Annotated in this window: 15 protein-coding genes and 2 pseudogenes; 12 read left to right on the top strand and 5 right to left on the bottom strand. The window is 70.7% G+C overall.

Translation table 11 applies throughout. The features are described from left to right. Positions 1-78: 78 nt before the first annotated feature. Together mshA and OKJ99_RS23765 are read left to right on the top strand one after the other, a co-directional pair. Positions 79-1,422 carry a D-inositol-3-phosphate glycosyltransferase gene (mshA, locus tag OKJ99_RS23770; protein WP_326019397.1) on the top strand — a complete coding sequence of 448 codons (1,344 nt, stop codon included), beginning with the start codon at positions 79-81 and terminating at the stop codon, positions 1,420-1,422. Beyond that, complete coding sequence (locus OKJ99_RS23765; RefSeq protein WP_326019396.1) at positions 1,415-1,915, top strand: type III secretion system chaperone family protein; 501 nt, start codon at positions 1,415-1,417, stop codon at positions 1,913-1,915. Before mshA ends, OKJ99_RS23765 begins: the two co-directional genes overlap by 8 nt. A 26-nt stretch (positions 1,916-1,941) precedes the next feature. Here the strand turns inward: OKJ99_RS23765 and OKJ99_RS23760 are convergent, their stop codons facing one another. The 3 genes from OKJ99_RS23760 to OKJ99_RS23750 form a co-directional block, all read right to left on the bottom strand. Then, positions 1,942-2,133, bottom strand: a complete 192-nt coding sequence (locus OKJ99_RS23760) for a hypothetical protein (protein ID WP_326019395.1) — start codon at positions 2,131-2,133, stop codon at positions 1,942-1,944. Positions 2,134-2,201: 68 nt separating this feature from the next. Beyond that, positions 2,202-2,480: a hypothetical protein gene (locus OKJ99_RS23755; RefSeq protein ID WP_326019394.1), complete on the bottom strand. Its 279-nt coding sequence runs from the start codon at positions 2,478-2,480 to the stop codon at positions 2,202-2,204. Positions 2,481-2,510: 30 nt separating this feature from the next. After that, positions 2,511-3,773: an MDR family MFS transporter gene (locus OKJ99_RS23750; protein ID WP_326019393.1), complete on the bottom strand. Its 1,263-nt coding sequence runs from the start codon at positions 3,771-3,773 to the stop codon at positions 2,511-2,513. Positions 3,774-3,908: 135 nt separating this feature from the next. Between OKJ99_RS23750 and OKJ99_RS23745 the strand changes: the two genes are divergently transcribed. Both OKJ99_RS23745 and OKJ99_RS23740 read left to right on the top strand, forming a co-directional pair. Next, positions 3,909-4,670 (top strand): phosphoglyceromutase, encoded by a 762-nt coding sequence (locus tag OKJ99_RS23745; protein WP_326019392.1) that lies wholly within the window; start codon positions 3,909-3,911, stop codon positions 4,668-4,670. Positions 4,671-4,783: 113 nt separating this feature from the next. Next, complete coding sequence (locus OKJ99_RS23740) at positions 4,784-4,945, top strand: hypothetical protein (protein ID WP_326019391.1); 162 nt, start codon at positions 4,784-4,786, stop codon at positions 4,943-4,945. A gap of 73 nt (positions 4,946-5,018) precedes the next feature. On the opposite strand, the gene phoU is transcribed toward OKJ99_RS23740, so the two are convergent. Continuing rightward, entirely contained in the window at positions 5,019-5,699 is a 681-nt protein-coding gene (phoU, locus tag OKJ99_RS23735) for a phosphate signaling complex protein PhoU (RefSeq protein WP_326019390.1), read from the bottom strand. A gap of 196 nt (positions 5,700-5,895) precedes the next feature. Here phoU and OKJ99_RS23730 point away from each other — a divergent pair, with 196 nt between their 5' ends. Together OKJ99_RS23730 and OKJ99_RS23725 are read left to right on the top strand one after the other, a co-directional pair. Beyond that, on the top strand, positions 5,896-7,188 hold the full coding sequence (locus tag OKJ99_RS23730; RefSeq protein WP_326019389.1) for a sensor histidine kinase: 1,293 nt from the start codon (positions 5,896-5,898) through the stop codon (positions 7,186-7,188). Then, the gene (locus OKJ99_RS23725) at positions 7,185-7,865 is read left to right on the top strand and encodes a response regulator transcription factor (protein WP_326019388.1); all 681 of its coding nucleotides are present in this window, start codon (positions 7,185-7,187) and stop codon (positions 7,863-7,865) included. Before OKJ99_RS23730 ends, OKJ99_RS23725 begins: the two co-directional genes overlap by 4 nt. Before the next feature lie 15 nt (positions 7,866-7,880). Here OKJ99_RS23725 and OKJ99_RS23720 read toward each other — a convergent pair. Beyond that, positions 7,881-8,504 (bottom strand): annotated as a pseudogene (locus OKJ99_RS23720) (DUF461 domain-containing protein); the annotation flags it as partial. A 620-nt stretch (positions 8,505-9,124) separates the two neighbouring features. Between OKJ99_RS23720 and OKJ99_RS23715 the strand changes: the two are divergent. From OKJ99_RS23715 to OKJ99_RS23690, 6 genes and pseudogenes are all read left to right on the top strand, one after another. Further along, positions 9,125-9,607, top strand: a complete 483-nt coding sequence (locus OKJ99_RS23715; RefSeq protein ID WP_266712542.1) for a CarD family transcriptional regulator — start codon at positions 9,125-9,127, stop codon at positions 9,605-9,607. Positions 9,608-9,880: 273 nt separating this feature from the next. Then, positions 9,881-10,666, top strand: a complete 786-nt coding sequence (ispD, locus tag OKJ99_RS23710; RefSeq protein ID WP_407700752.1) for a 2-C-methyl-D-erythritol 4-phosphate cytidylyltransferase — start codon at positions 9,881-9,883, stop codon at positions 10,664-10,666. Beyond that, positions 10,656-11,147 carry a 2-C-methyl-D-erythritol 2,4-cyclodiphosphate synthase gene (gene ispF, locus OKJ99_RS23705; RefSeq protein WP_326019386.1) on the top strand — a complete coding sequence of 164 codons (492 nt, stop codon included), beginning with the start codon at positions 10,656-10,658 and terminating at the stop codon, positions 11,145-11,147. The genes ispD and ispF overlap by 11 nt, the downstream gene beginning before the upstream one ends. A 205-nt stretch (positions 11,148-11,352) precedes the next feature. After that, positions 11,353-11,916 carry a GNAT family N-acetyltransferase gene (locus OKJ99_RS23700; protein ID WP_326019385.1) on the top strand — a complete coding sequence of 188 codons (564 nt, stop codon included), beginning with the start codon at positions 11,353-11,355 and terminating at the stop codon, positions 11,914-11,916. Further along, positions 11,916-13,388 carry an ABC transporter substrate-binding protein gene (locus OKJ99_RS23695; protein ID WP_326019384.1) on the top strand — a complete coding sequence of 491 codons (1,473 nt, stop codon included), beginning with the start codon at positions 11,916-11,918 and terminating at the stop codon, positions 13,386-13,388. The genes OKJ99_RS23700 and OKJ99_RS23695 overlap by 1 nt, the downstream gene beginning before the upstream one ends. After that, positions 13,388-14,070 (top strand): annotated as a pseudogene (locus OKJ99_RS23690) (ABC transporter permease subunit); the annotation flags it as partial. The gene OKJ99_RS23695 and the pseudogene OKJ99_RS23690, both read left to right, overlap by 1 nt.

Here is a 14,070-nt window from a genome sequence, read left to right as displayed (position 1 = left end):
GGCGTTGCCGCCTTGGAAGAGGGCCTGTGCCCTCCGGTCGTCGTGCCCGCAGTAAGCCCACCAAGGAGGGCCCGCCACGTGAGCCAGTACGTGACCAGGTTCCGCCGCTCCGGGGCTGCTCCGGCCCTGCTGCGGTTCCCCGGTGCGCATCGCCGCCCCCGCCGCGTCGCGATGCTCAGCGTGCACACCTCGCCCCTCCACCAGCCCGGCACGGGCGACGCGGGCGGCATGAACGTCTACATCGTCGAGCTCGCCAAGCGGCTCGCGGCGATCAACATAGAGGTCGAGATCTTCACCCGCGCCACTTCGGGGGGCCTGCCGCCCGAGGTCGAGCTCGCGCCGGGCGTCCTCGTACGGCATGTGGACGCGGGTCCTTACGAAGGCCTCGCCAAGGAGGACCTGCCCGCCCAGCTCTGTGCCTTCACGCACGGAGTCATGCAGGCGTGGGCGGGCCACCGTCCCGGCTATTACGACCTCGTCCACTCGCACTACTGGCTGTCAGGACAGGTCGGCTGGCTGGCCGGCGAGCGCTGGGGCGCGCCCCTCGTGCACGCCATGCACACCATGGCCAAGGTCAAGAACGCGTCGCTCGCCGAGGGCGACACCCCCGAGCCGGCCGCCCGTGTCATCGGCGAGACCCAGATCGTGCGCGCCGCCGACCGCCTCATCGCGAACACGGCGGAGGAGGCCGACGAGCTGGTCCGCCACTACGAGGCGGACCCCGGGAACGTCGCGGTCGTGCACCCCGGCGTGAACCTGGACCGCTTCCGCCCCGCCGACGGAAGGGCCGCCGCCCGCGCCCGCCTCGGCCTGCCGCAGGACGCGCTCGTCCCGCTCTTCGCGGGCCGCATCCAGCCCCTCAAGGCGCCGGACATCCTCCTGAAGGCCGTCGCGGTCCTGCTCGACGAGCGCCCGGAGCTCCGCTCCCGCATCGTCGTCCCGGTGGTCGGCGGGCCCAGCGGCAGCGGCCTCGCCAAGCCGGCCGCGCTCCAGAAGCTCGCCGCGCGGCTCGGCATCGCGGACGTGGTCCGCTTCCAGCCGCCGGTCGGACAGGAGGCACTCGCGGACTGGTTCCGAGCCGCCTCCGTACTCGTCATGCCCTCCTACAACGAGTCCTTCGGACTCGTCGCCATAGAGGCCCAGGCCGCCGGTACGCCGGTGATCGCCGCGTCCGTGGGCGGCCTCCCCGTAGCCGTGCGCGACGGAAAGACCGGCTTCCTTGTCGACGGTCACGAACCTGCCCGCTACGCGCGCGTGCTCCGTGAATTCGCCGACCACCCCCACCTGGTCGACACCATGGGCGACGCGGCCGCCCGCCACGCCCTCTCCTTCGGCTGGGACACGGCGGCCTCCGCCACGGCGGACGTCTACACGGCGGCGATCCAGGCGCGACGCCGTCACGTACCCTCGCACCATGGCTGACCAGCGACCGGCACACGACGTCATCGAGTCCACGCTGAAGGACGCCGAGCTGGAGTGGGAGAGCCCGGAGCCGGGCTCGTACGTCGTGAAGCTCCCCGGCACCCGCAAGCTCTCGACGACGCTGTCCCTGCGCGTGGGCCGGCACAGCCTCTCGCTCAACGCCTTCGTGATCCGCCACCCGGACGAGAACGAGGCCGGGGTGCACCGCTGGCTCCTGGAGCGGAACCTGCGCCTGTACGGCGTCAGTTACGCGGTCGACCAGCTCGGCGACGTCTACCTCACCGGGAAGCTCCCGCTCGCCGCCGTCACCCCCGACGAGCTCGACCGGCTCCTCGGCTCGGTCCTGGAGGCGGCGGACGGCTCCTTCAACACGCTCCTCGAACTGGGCTTCGCGAGCGCGATCCGCAAGGAGTACGAGTGGCGGGTGGCGCGCGGCGAGTCGACGCGCAACCTGGACGCGTTCACACATCTGACCCAGCGCCCCGCCAAGTAGCCCCTTCTGCGTCCTAGTTGAGCGTCCTAGTTGAGCGCCACCATCCGCACCACGGTCACGGTCAGCACCGACCCGGAGACGTAATAGAGGACTATCGCCCCGCCGACCGTCGCCTCGCGCCGGTCGCGCTCCCCGGAGACCGTGGTGGAGCCGTGGCCGTAGGGGTCGTGGGAGAGGGTGCGGGACATCTCGGCGCGGAAGGCGTCAGGGTTCGCCATCTTGGCGAGGGTGTCGTCGGCGGGCGGTGCGAAGGCGACGCGACATGCGCCGCGCCTGCGTCTGCGGCTCAAGCCGGGCCCCGCCTCTCCGCCTCGTCGCGGGCGAGCCTGGCCAGGATCGCGTCGGCCTCCGGGTCCGGTACCGCCTCCAGCATCCAGTGCCGCATGACGGCGTGGATCTCGCCGACCCCCGCCGCGTTGATCGCCTTGTCGAACTCGACGCGGCGCTTCGTGTCCAGCGCGGCGCGGATCGCCGGAATGCTGTTGGGGACGTCGACCTCGACGCCGCCCACCAGCGTTCTGGGCGGTTCGTCAGTTCTGGAGGAGATCCTTGGGGGTTCGGCCATGTACGGTCCCGTACCCACCGAACTGCCCGGTCACGCCGGGCTGTTCTCCGCCTCCAGAGGCGCCGCGGCGACGGGCCCGGAGGGCTCCGTGTCCGACAGCCCGCGCATGAGGGCCCAGTAGCCGACCGCCGTCACCGTGCCGAGCGCCGCGCACCCCGCCCACAGCCACCCGGCGCCCGCCGAGTCGATCACCCAGCCGCCCGCGAGCGGGGCGACGAGCGCCGCCGCCGACCACGACATGGTGTAGACGCCCTGGTAACGACCGCGCCCCTCGGCGGGGGACAACCGGGCCACGAGCCCCGACTGCGTAGGCGCGTTGATCATCTCGCCGAGCGTCCACACCACCACCGTGAGCGCGTACGCGGCGAGCGATCCGGCGAGGGCGGTGAGCGCGAAGCCGTAGCCGATCAGAAGCGAGGAGACCGTCAACAGCCGTCCGGGGTCACGCCGTTCGATGAACCGGGTCAGCGGGATCTGCAGCGCGACGATCACGACACCGTTCACGGCGGCGACGAGCCCGACGTCCGAACTGCTGAGCCCGTTCTCGCCCATGACGATCGGCAGGCCCACCGAACTCTGGGTGAAGACGACGGCGACCAGGAAAGAAAGCCCCACCATCAGCATGAAGCGGCGGTCGCGCAGCACGGTCCCCATGGTGACCACCGGGCTCGACGGCGCGCCGGGCACCACCGTGCGCGTCGGCCGCGACTCCTTCACCTTCACGAAGACGACGCAGGCGCAGGCCAGCGTCATGGCCGCCTCGACGAGGAAGCCGAGGGTGTAGCTCTGGGCGACGAGGAACCCGGCGTACGCCGACGAGATCGCGAACCCCAGGTTGATCGCCCAGTAGTTGAGCGAGAACGCCCGCACCCGGTCCTCGGGGCGCACGATGTCGGCCATCATCGCCTGGATCGCGGGCCGTGAGGCGTTCGACGCGAGGCCGAGGGCGAACCCGGTGACCGCGATCCACACCGGGTCGCGCACGAAGGCGAGCACGGCGACCGTCGCCGAGGTGGCGAGCTGCGCGCCGAGCAGCGTCGGCCGCCGCCCGAGCCGGTCGGCGAGCACCCCGCCGAGCACGGACGCGATGACCCCGCCGAGCCCGATCAGCGAGGCGACGAGACCGGCGTACGCGGCCGAGAAGCCGCGCGAGGCCGTCAGGTACAGCGCGAGGAACGTGAGGACGAACCCGCCGAGCCGGTTGACGAGGGTGCTGGTCCACAGCCACCAGAATTCGCGCGGCAGCCCGGAGACGGACTCCTGGGCGGCACGTCTGAGCGAGGCGACTGACATGGGTGCATCCCCCGGGGTCGATGTAAGCAGTGCGGAAGGTTTACGCAACTTACGTGCCGGGTATTGGTAACGGCCACTCAATTGACGGGGACCGTCAATCGGCAGGCGCCGGACGGGTCGATTAGGCTCGGCCCCATGGCCGACGCACCGTACAAGCTGATCCTCCTCCGTCACGGCGAGAGCGAGTGGAACGAGAAGAACCTGTTCACCGGATGGGTGGACGTCAACCTCACCGCGAAGGGCGAGAAGGAGGCGACGCGCGGCGGCGAGCTGCTCAAGGACGCCGGCCTGCTCCCCGACGTGGTCCACACGTCCCTCCAGAAGCGCGCGATCCGCACCGCGCAGCTCTCCCTGGAGTCCGCCGACCGCCTCTGGATCCCGGTCCACCGCAGCTGGCGCCTGAACGAGCGCCACTACGGCGCCCTCCAGGGCAAGGACAAGGCGCAGACGCTCGCCGAGTTCGGCGAGGAGCAGTTCATGCTCTGGCGCCGCTCGTACGACACCCCGCCGCCGGCGCTCGACCGCGACGCGGAGTACTCGCAGTTCGACGACCCGCGCTACGCGACGCTCCCGCCGGAGCTGCGCCCGCAGACGGAGTGCCTCAAGGACGTCGTCGTCCGCATGCTCCCCTACTGGTTCGACGGCATCGTCCCGGACCTCCTCACGGGCAAGACGGTCCTGGTCGCGGCCCACGGCAACTCGCTGCGCGCCCTGGTCAAGCACCTCGACGGCGTCTCCGACGCCGACATCGCGGGCCTGAACATCCCGACCGGCATCCCGCTCGCCTACGAGCTGGACGCGGACTTCAAGCCGGTCAAGGCGGGCGGCACGTACCTGGACCCCGACGCGGCCAAGGCGGCCATCGAGGCGGTCAAGAACCAGGGCAAGAAGAAGTAGTCGCACGGTTGCCGGCAACTGGCGCGCGCGTGTGCGCCGTTGATGCGCCCGCCTCGATGGGCATGCAATGGGGGAAGGACTCCACCGCGGAGCCCCGTCGAGGAGGGAACACCATGGCCGCCGACTCCCCGAAGCCGAACCCGACCCCCGAAGTGCCGGTCGAAGTGGGCCGGACCGTACCGAAGTTGGTGCTGCTCGGAGCCTGTGGATGCGGCTCGGGCTGCGGCTGCGGCTGCCAGTCGGGCGCGCCGTGCCAGTGCGGGGGTTCCTGCTGACCGTAGGCATCCGTACGTAATGAGAGGAGGGCCCCGCGCAGGCACACTGCGCGGGGCCCTCCTCCTCGTACGGTCAGGCGCTCTCGACCGGCTGGGGCTGTGTCTGCACGTCGTCCGCGTGCTCGCCCGTCACCAGGTAGACGACCCGCTTGGCCACCGACACCGCGTGGTCCGCGAAGCGCTCGTAGTAGCGGCCGAGCAGCGTCACGTCGACCGCCGTCTCGATGCCGTGCTTCCACTTCTCGTCCATCAGGTGCTGGAAGAGCGTGCGGTGCAGCAGGTCCATCTCGTCGTCGTCCTGCTCTAGCTGCATCGCCAGGTCGACGTCCTTGGTGATGATGACCTCCGCCGCCTTCGCCATCAGGCGCTGTGCGAGCTGGCCCATCTCCAGGATCGTGGCGTGCAGGTCGTGCGGGACCGCGCGCTCCGGGAAGCGCAGGCGGGCCAGCTTCGCCACGTGCTGCGCCAGGTCGCCGCTGCGCTCCAGGTCCGCACTCATACGGAGCGAGGTGACGACGATGCGCAGGTCGGTGGCGACCGGCTGCTGGCGTGCCAGCAGGGCTATGGCCCGCGCCTCCAGGTCGTGCTGCAGATCGTCCACCTTCTGGTCGGCGGCGATCACGGACTCGGCGAGCTTCAGATCGGCGTCGAGCATGGCCGTGGTGGCGCGCCCGATCGCCGACCCGACAAGGCGGGCCATCTCGACCAGGCCCTCGCCGATCGAGTCAAGTTCCTCGTGGTACGCGTCACGCATGCGGCGTTCCCTCTCTGTACCTGGCTACGTATGGAACCCGGTTGGCCCCACGCTCCCACGTTCCGTCCTGTACGCGTCCGAATCCGGCACCACAAGTGAATCGACCCCGTACCCAAGGTGAACTCTGGGCGACGAGTGTTCGAGCTGCCACTCGGATGGCTGTGGAGGAGAGGTCGGTGCCGCATAACCTGAAGACATGGACGTGAACGCGGCGGTCGCCGCAGCGGCAGCGATCGCCGGAGTGTGCACCGGTGTCATCGCCATGCTGGCGTTTCGCTGGAGCGAACGCGACCAGAAACGCCCCACCCGCACCTCCCTGCACACGGACCCGGTCCTTCCGCCCGGCGTCGACACGGTCCTCTCCGTGCTCCGCTCCTCCGCCGTCGTCCTCGACGAGGCGGACAGCGTGGTCAAGGCCAGCTCGGCGGCGTACGCCCTCGGGCTCGTCCGCGGCGGGAAGCTCGCGGTCGAACCGATGCTTCAGATGGCCCGCGACACCCGCAGGGACGGGGAGATACGCCAGGTCGAGCTGGATCTGCCGCGGCGCGGGACCGGCCGGGGCGACGCCCTCGCGGTCTCCGCCCGGGTGGCCCCGCTCGGCTCCCGGCTCGTGCTGCTGCTCGTCGAGGACCTCACCGAGGCCCGCCGCATCGAGGCCGTACGGCGCGACTTCGTCGCGAACGTGAGCCACGAGCTGAAGACCCCCGTGGGCGCGCTGTCGCTGCTCTCCGAGGCCGTGATGGACGCTTCCGAAGACCCCGAGGCCGTCGAGCGGTTCGCCGGGCGCATGCAGAACGAGGCGACCCGGCTCACCAGCCTCGTACAGGAACTCATCGACCTGTCGCGGGTGCAGAACGACGACCCGCTGGAGGACGCCGAGCCGGTGCGCGTCGACGAACTCGTCGCCGAGGCCATCGACCGCTGCCGTCAGCCCGCCGCGTCGAAGCAGATCACGATGGCCACCGGGGGCACCGCCGACCTGCGGATCTGGGGCAACCGGGGGCAGCTCGCCGCCGCCCTCGGCAACCTCGTCGAGAACGCCGTCAACTACTCGCCGGCCCGTACGCGCGTGGGCATAGCCGCCCGCCGCGTCTCGGCCGGCGGCGGCGACCGCATCGAGATAGCCGTCACCGACCAGGGCATCGGCATCTCCGAGAAGGACAAGGAGCGCGTCTTCGAGCGCTTCTACCGCGTCGACCCGGCCCGCTCCCGAGCGACCGGCGGCACCGGCCTCGGCCTCGCCATCGTCAAGCACGTGGCGGCCTCGCACGGCGGGGAGGTGACCGTGTGGAGCTCCGAGGGACAGGGCTCCACCTTCACGCTGCGGCTGCCCGAGGCGGCCGCGACCCGCACTTCACGTTCCCCCAAGACACCCCGCACCAGTGGCCCCGGAGACGTACGCGACGAAGACGACGCACACGGGCCCGACGACACAACCGCATACGAATCCATTCCTGCCACTCCTGCCGCCCCGGAGGTCCTTCCGTGACCCGAGTGCTTGTCGTAGAGGACGAGGAGTCCTTCTCCGACGCCTTGTCCTACATGCTCCGCAAGGAGGGTTTCGAGGTCGCCATCGCGGCCACGGGCCCCGAAGGCCTCGACGAGTTCGAGCGCAACGGCGCCGACCTCGTCCTGCTCGACCTGATGCTGCCGGGCCTGCCCGGCACCGAGGTCTGCCGCCAGCTGCGCGGCCGTTCCAACGTCCCGGTGATCATGGTGACCGCCAAGGACAGCGAGATCGACAAGGTCGTCGGTCTCGAAATAGGAGCCGATGACTACGTCACCAAGCCGTTCTCCTCGCGTGAGCTGGTCGCCCGGATCCGGGCCGTCCTGCGCCGCCACGGGGAGCCGGAGGAGGTCGCGCCGCAGGCCCTGGAGGCCGGGCCCGTCCGCATGGACGTCGACCGCCACGTCGTGACGGTGGGCGGCGGCAAGGTCGACCTGCCGCTCAAGGAGTTCGACCTCCTGGAGATGCTGCTGCGCAACGCGGGCCGTGTCCTGACGCGTATGCAGCTGATCGACCGGGTCTGGGGCGCCGACTACGTGGGCGACACCAAGACGCTCGACGTCCACGTGAAGCGCCTGCGCGCCAAGATCGAGCCGGATCCCGGGGCGCCGAGGTATCTCGTCACGGTGCGTGGCCTCGGTTACAAGTTCGAGCCGTAGGCCGCTACGGGGCACAGACACGGCGGAGGTGGAGGCCCCCGTCGAGGCCGTGGCCTTGTCGCCCGGCGTCGTGGACGTGGAGGCCGACGTGGACGGCGACGCGGAGGCGCCCGGCACCGCCGGGACCTCGCTCGGGCCCCACTTCTGGAAGTAGCTGTCGGCCGGCACCACGAACGCCTTCAGCTTCACGTCTCCGGCCTTGCTGAAGGAGAACGTGATCGGCTGCGCGTTGCCGTCGAGGACGGCGGTGCGGCTGTTGGGCAGCTCGGCGGAGGCGTTGCCCTTGCCGCCGAGGATGACGGAGCCGCCGGCCGGGACGGTGATCTTCGAGGCGCCCTTGGCGTCCGAGAGCTTCGCCGTCTTGCCGACGCGGTCGACGGTGATCGCGTCGAGCGTCTGGGCGGAGCTCCCGTTGTTGAAGAGCGTGCCCGTGACGACGGCCGGGCCCTTGGACTCGCGGTCCGGCTGGGTGATGACGGTGGCGTTCTGGATCTTGATGTCACCGACCGAGGTCTCGGCGTTGTCCGGCTTGACCTCAAGTGTCTGCGCGTTGTTGCCGGCGCCGCACGCAGCGAGCGAGGCGATCGAGAACGCGATGGCGGCGGCGGCGAGGGCGCCGCGTCGAAGGCTGCTGCTCACGGCGGCGGCAACTCCTAGAACGTGGGCGGGCAAGGCGGCTGGGGTGTAAAGCCGCCCTAAGGGTCTGTCAGAGGCCTTAGGTTACCGAGCCGTTCCCGCGCCGCCGCACCCGACCCGCCCCTCCGGCCCGGACACCGTCCCCGGTTCCTCCGTCGGCACCCCGATCGCCTCACGTTCCCCAGGGCCATCATTGGGCAGCGGAGGCCTCTTGTTCACCATTCACATAAGGCCTGTCCAGGCGCTGGGGCGGATATCCGGTAAGGAATGCGCGGGGGTCCGGAAAAACGATCACGTGGGACGGTGATTCGCGAAGATCAATTCCGGATTCGTCTCGAACGTACCTCCGGGTCCCTGAACGGAGTAGCGAAAGTTCATCGCTTCGAAGCACGCAAAACGGGACTTTCGACCCCTGGAGGGCCCGTCGTGGCGGCGGTAGCGTACCCGTTTCGGCCCCCTCGAAGAACGGCTCCGACCTGCGAATACCGCCCTCCACTGCCCCTTCGCAGCACGTTCCTGATGGAGTTGTCAAGCCCCGAGATATGCCCTGACCTGCGAAAACGCCATTCAGAACCCGCCGTTTCCGTGTTACCCTGGATAGCCACGGAAGGGGTACCTGTCACATGACGTTCAAGGTTGGCGACACCGTGGTCTATCCCCATCACGGGGCCGCGCTGATCGAGGCTATCGAAACTCGCCAGATCAAAGGCGTGGACAAGACCTACTTGGTGCTGAAGGTCGCCCAGGGCGACTTGACGGTACGTGTGCCAGCGGACAATGCGGAGTTCGTCGGCGTGCGTGATGTGGTCGGTCAGGACGGGCTCGACCGGGTCTTCGAGGTGCTGCGCGCGTCGTACGCCGAGGAGCCCACGAACTGGTCGCGCCGTTACAAGGCAAACCTGGAGAAGCTCGCCTCCGGTGATGTCATCAAGGTCGCGGAAGTAGTTCGTGACCTGTGGCGTCGGGAGCGTGAGCGCGGACTCTCCGCAGGTGAGAAGCGCATGCTCGCAAAGGCTCGCCAGATTCTGGTGAGTGAGCTCGCACTCGCGGAGAACACGAACGAGGACAAGGCCGAGGCCCTGCTCGACGAGGTTCTCGCGTCCTGAATACGCGCTACTGCGACGCCATGTACGTAACGGTCATGCACGTCACGATTGCTGTCGCGTAAGAACAATGCCGTGGTGCCCGATGACCCTGATGGTGTCGCCGGGCGCTGCGGCATGTTTGTACCCATACACGCTTCGCGTGATCCCCAGTTGGTGTGCCGGGCCCGGACAGCTGGCTCGACCAGTGTCACGGAAGGGTCCGGTCAAGGCGTCGCGCCCGGCACGCTGTGGCCATACCCACCTCTCCCGAGCGCACAAACCTGAACGGAACCGATGTCTGACGAAACGCGTCCATTGGACAACGCAGCAGGCAGCGCAGCAGGCAACGCAGCGGGCGGCGCAGTACGCACCGCGGCCGTGATTCCGGCCGCTGGACGGGGTGTGCGCCTCGGTCCGGGCGCCCCCAAGGCACTGCGCGCGCTGAGCGGCACTCCGATGCTGGTCCATGCCGTCCGAGCGATGGCGGCGTCCCGCGCCGTGTCCCTCGTCGTGGTTGTCGCGCCGCCGGAAGGCGCCGCCGAGGTGAAGTCGCTGCTCGCCGATCACGCCCTGCCCGAGCGCACCGACTTCGTCGTCGTGCCCGGTGGGGAGAGCCGGCAGGAGTCGGTGCGGCTCGGCCTTGAGGTCCTTCCGGCCGGCATCGACATCGTGCTCGTGCACGACGCGGCCCGCCCCCTCGTGCCGGTCGACACGGTCGACGCGGTCATCGAGGCTGTACGGGACGGGGCTCTGGCCGTCGTTCCCGCGCTGCCGCTCGCGGACACGGTCAAGGAGGTCGTGCCGAGCACCGACGGTTCGCCGGAGCCGGTCGTCGCGACCCCCTCGCGGGCCAAGCTGCGGGCCGTGCAGACGCCGCAGGGGTTCGACCGGGCGACGCTCGTGCGCGCGCACGAGGCCGTGACCGAGGATGTGACGGACGACGCCGGGATGGTCGAGCACCTCGGCCACCAGGTGGTGCTCGTGCCCGGGCACGAGGAGGCGTTCAAGGTGACGCGGCCGCTCGATCTCGTCCTGGCCGAGGCCGTGCTTGCCCGGAGGAGGGCCAACGATGGGTTCTGACCACATGGTTCTCCCGCAGGTCGGTATCGGGACGGACATCCATGCGTTCGAGGACGGGCGTGAGCTGTGGTGTGCCGGGCTGAAGTGGGAGGACTCCGGGCCCGGACTGGCCGGGCACTCCGATGCCGATGTGGTCGCCCACGCCGCCTGCAACGCGTTGTTCTCGGCTGCCGGTCTTGGTGATCTCGGGCAGCACTTCGGTACGGGGAGGCCCGAGTGGGCGGGGGCCAGTGGGGTTGCGTTGCTCGCCGAGGCCGCGCGGATCGTGCGTGAGGCCGGGTTCGTGATCGGGAATGTGGCCGTGCAGGTCGTCGGGCCGCGGCCCAAGATCGGGAAGCGGCGGGACGAGGCGCAGAAGGTGTTGTCCGAGGCGGTCGGGGCGCCGGTGTCCGTGTCGGGTGCGACGACGGATGGGCTTGGGTTTCCCGGGCGGGGTGAGGGGTTGATGGGGGTGGCGACGGCGTTGGTTGCGCGGGTGTAATCCGCCGGTCACCGCCGGGGCTCAGCCCCGGGCCCCGCTGGCTCTCGTCCAGAGGCGGGGCTTGAAAGGCCTGCTCAATCGCCGCAGGGGCTTGATGGGCTCAACCGGCCGCAGGGGCTTGATTGGCGCCGCCCCGGGGGCTTATTGCGCATCGTTCGCAGTTAGCATGGGTGGGCAGTGTGTCCGTTCGTGGTGAAGGCAGGCGATGGGTGAATACGTGATCCGCGTGGCCGGGGGCGGCGACGTGGACGAGGCCCGGGCCGTCATGCTGGACACCGTGTACCGCGACCTGCGCTCCGGGTACGTGCCGCGCTGGCACGCCGACATCATCGACCCGGTCGGTCATTACGTGCGCCCCGAGCGGTGCACCCTCCTCGTGGCCCAACACCGGGGCAGCGGTGAGATCGTCGCGACCGGCGCCGTCCGTGATCGCGGGCCCGCCGCCCCGCCCAACCCGCAGTGGGTGGCCGACCGCTTCCCCTCCGGGTCCACCGCCCAGCTGTGCCGGATCTACGTACGCCCCGAGCATCGTAGGAACGGGCTCGCGCGGGACCTCGTGCGCGAGCTCGTCGGCTTTGTTGTCGGGGTCGGTGGGTACGAGGCCGTGTACCTGCACACCGATCCCGCCGTGTCCGGTGCCGAGCCCTTCTGGCGGTCGATCGCCCAAGAGGTGTGCGACGAGCGGGAGTTGCCGGGCGGTGGCCAGGGCATCGTGCACTTCGAGCTGCCGATGCCCGCGCCGGTTCCCGCGTACGCGCCCGTCGGCTGATGCGGCGCCGCGGCTTTCTGCTGGCGGCGGCCGGGATCGGGCTGACGTCCGCCTGCGGCTCGTTCACCGGGACCGCGCGTCGCGGCCGGATCGCCGTCGACCTCGCCTTCGCGCCCACCCAGGGCCTCTCCCCGTACAGCGACGACGGGTTGCTGCTCAGTCGGCTCGCTGTTGTTGATGGGCTGACCCGGATGGACACAGAGGGCGTCGTCCATCCCGCGCTCGCCGAGAAGTGGGTCCGCACGTCCGCCACCACCTGGGAGTTCACGCTGCGCGACGCCCGGTTCCAGGACGGCGGGCGGGTCACCGCCGATGCCGTCGAGGGGGCGCTGACGCGGGCCGGGCGGGCGAGGACGCAGCCGCGGGTGCTCAGCGACATGCGGCTCACCGCGCGCGCCGTGGGGGAGCGGACCGTGCGGATCACCACGGGCGCCGCCGACCCGCTGCTGCCCGCCCGGCTCGCGAACCCGTCGCTCGCGATCTTCTCCCCGGCCGCGTACGGGAAGGACGGGAAGGGCGGCGGCGTCGATCCCGTCGGGACCGCCACCGGTCCTTTCGCGCTGACCAAGGTGAACGGGGCCGTGTCCGCGACGCTCGACCGGTTCGACGGGCACTGGCGCGGGAAGGCCGCGGCGCGCGGCCTCGACGTGACCTTCGTCGCCGACAACAACGCCCGCGCCAACGCACTGCGTTCGGGCCAGATCGAGATCGCCGAGTTCGTGCCCGCGGCCCAGGCGCTCGTCCTCGGCGACCGGGCGCGGGAGGTCGCCACCGTGCGCACCACGACCCTGTACCTGAACACGCGGACCGGGCCGCTCGCGGACGCCGGGCTGCGGGCCGCCGTGCGGGAGTCCATCGATACGAGCGCCCTCGCGCGCAGTGTGTACGAGGGGTACGCCACGCGCGGCACGGGCCTGCTCGGCCCCGGTTTCGCCTGGGCCGACGGGAAGGAGCTCCCCGCCACGGGCCGGGCGAAGGCCGCGGAGCCGCACGGGCAGACGCTCACCCTCGCCACGTACACCAACCGGGCCGAGCTGCCCGAGGTCGCCGCCGCGCTCCAGCAGCAGCTGCGGCGCGCCGGGTTCGCGGTGCGGCTCGTCGTGAAGGACTACGCGCGGCTCGAATCGGGGGCGCTCGACGGGGAGTACGACGCGTTCCTGATGTCCCGGTCCACCGCGCTCGACACCGGCGACCCGGTCTCGTACTTCGCCTCCGACTTCACCAGCGAGGGCAGTTTCAACATCTCGCAGTTGAGGGACGGTCGGGTCGATTCCGTCGTGCGCGAGGCCGCCGGGCTCGAAGGGGCGGCGCGGCACCGGGCCATGCTGCGCGCCGAGGCCGCGATCCTCGGCACCGACGCGGCCGTGCCGATCGTCCACGAACAGCATCTCCAGGGCGTCGGGGCCGGGGTGCGCGGGGTCGTCCTCGACCCCTATGAGCGACAGTTCGTCGGCTTGGAGACGCGCGCCTGATGCCTCGTTCCGCAGGGACCCGGATGAACGTCTCCGTGGCCGTCGGGCGGGTCGGCGCCGCCGCCGGGCTGCTCGTGCTCACCGCGCTGCTTCCGTGGCTGACCCGCACCGATCCTGCGCTCACCGTGCTGCACGCGCGCTACGGCGACGCGCCCACGACACCGAAGCAGCTCGCCGAGGTGCGCGGTCAACTCGGCCTGGATCAGGGTCCGTTCACGTTTCTCGGGCAGTGGCTGCGGGGGCTCGCGCACGGGGACCTCGGCGCGTCGTGGGTGACCGGCGCCGATGTCGCCTCCGACGTGGGCTCCTCGTTCTGGGTGTCCGTGTCCCTCATGGCGTACGCGATGGTGGTCGCGGTCGTCCTCGCGGTGGCGCTGTGCGTTCCGATGCTCCGGCGTGCGCGGCCCGAACCCGCGCACGGGGTGGGCGCGGGGATCCTCGCCGCGCTCCCCGAGTTCCTGCTCGCTTCCGTCCTCGCGACGCTGTTCGCCGTGCACCTCGGCTGGTTCCCGGCGCAGGGCTGGGCCTCGCCCGCCTCCGCCGTGCTGCCCGCGCTCGCCCTCGGCATCCCGGCGGGGGCCGTGCTCGGGCGGCTCGGCCAGGACGCGCTGCCCGCCGCTTTCGCCGAACCGTGGGTGCGTACGGCGCGGGCGAACGGCATGCCGCGCTCGCGCATCGCCCG

The sequence above is a fragment of the Streptomyces endophyticus genome (genome assembly GCF_035798155.1).
In the GTDB taxonomy this organism is placed as follows: Bacteria; Actinomycetota; Actinomycetes; order Streptomycetales; family Streptomycetaceae; genus Streptomyces; species Streptomyces endophyticus.
Note: the sequence above shows the minus strand (reverse complement) of the source record. Positions and strands in the feature narration are given on the sequence as shown.

Coding starts and splice junctions, on each gene's coding strand:
- OKJ99_RS23765 (WP_326019396.1), top strand. CDS start 1,415: ATGGCTGACCAGCGACCGGCACACGACGTCATCGAGTCCACGCTGAAG.
- OKJ99_RS23760 (WP_326019395.1), bottom strand. CDS start 2,133: ATGGCGAACCCTGACGCCTTCCGCGCCGAGATGTCCCGCACCCTCTCC.
- OKJ99_RS23755 (WP_326019394.1), bottom strand. CDS start 2,480: ATGGCCGAACCCCCAAGGATCTCCTCCAGAACTGACGAACCGCCCAGA.
- OKJ99_RS23750 (WP_326019393.1), bottom strand. CDS start 3,773: ATGTCAGTCGCCTCGCTCAGACGTGCCGCCCAGGAGTCCGTCTCCGGG.
- OKJ99_RS23745 (WP_326019392.1), top strand. CDS start 3,909: ATGGCCGACGCACCGTACAAGCTGATCCTCCTCCGTCACGGCGAGAGC.
- OKJ99_RS23740 (WP_326019391.1), top strand. CDS start 4,784: ATGGCCGCCGACTCCCCGAAGCCGAACCCGACCCCCGAAGTGCCGGTC.
- phoU (WP_326019390.1), bottom strand. CDS start 5,699: ATGCGTGACGCGTACCACGAGGAACTTGACTCGATCGGCGAGGGCCTG.
- OKJ99_RS23730 (WP_326019389.1), top strand. CDS start 5,896: ATGGACGTGAACGCGGCGGTCGCCGCAGCGGCAGCGATCGCCGGAGTG.
- OKJ99_RS23715 (WP_266712542.1), top strand. CDS start 9,125: ATGACGTTCAAGGTTGGCGACACCGTGGTCTATCCCCATCACGGGGCC.
- ispD (WP_407700752.1), top strand. CDS start 9,881: ATGTCTGACGAAACGCGTCCATTGGACAACGCAGCAGGCAGCGCAGCA.
- ispF (WP_326019386.1), top strand. CDS start 10,656: ATGGGTTCTGACCACATGGTTCTCCCGCAGGTCGGTATCGGGACGGAC.
- OKJ99_RS23700 (WP_326019385.1), top strand. CDS start 11,353: ATGGGTGAATACGTGATCCGCGTGGCCGGGGGCGGCGACGTGGACGAG.
- OKJ99_RS23695 (WP_326019384.1), top strand. CDS start 11,916: ATGCGGCGCCGCGGCTTTCTGCTGGCGGCGGCCGGGATCGGGCTGACG.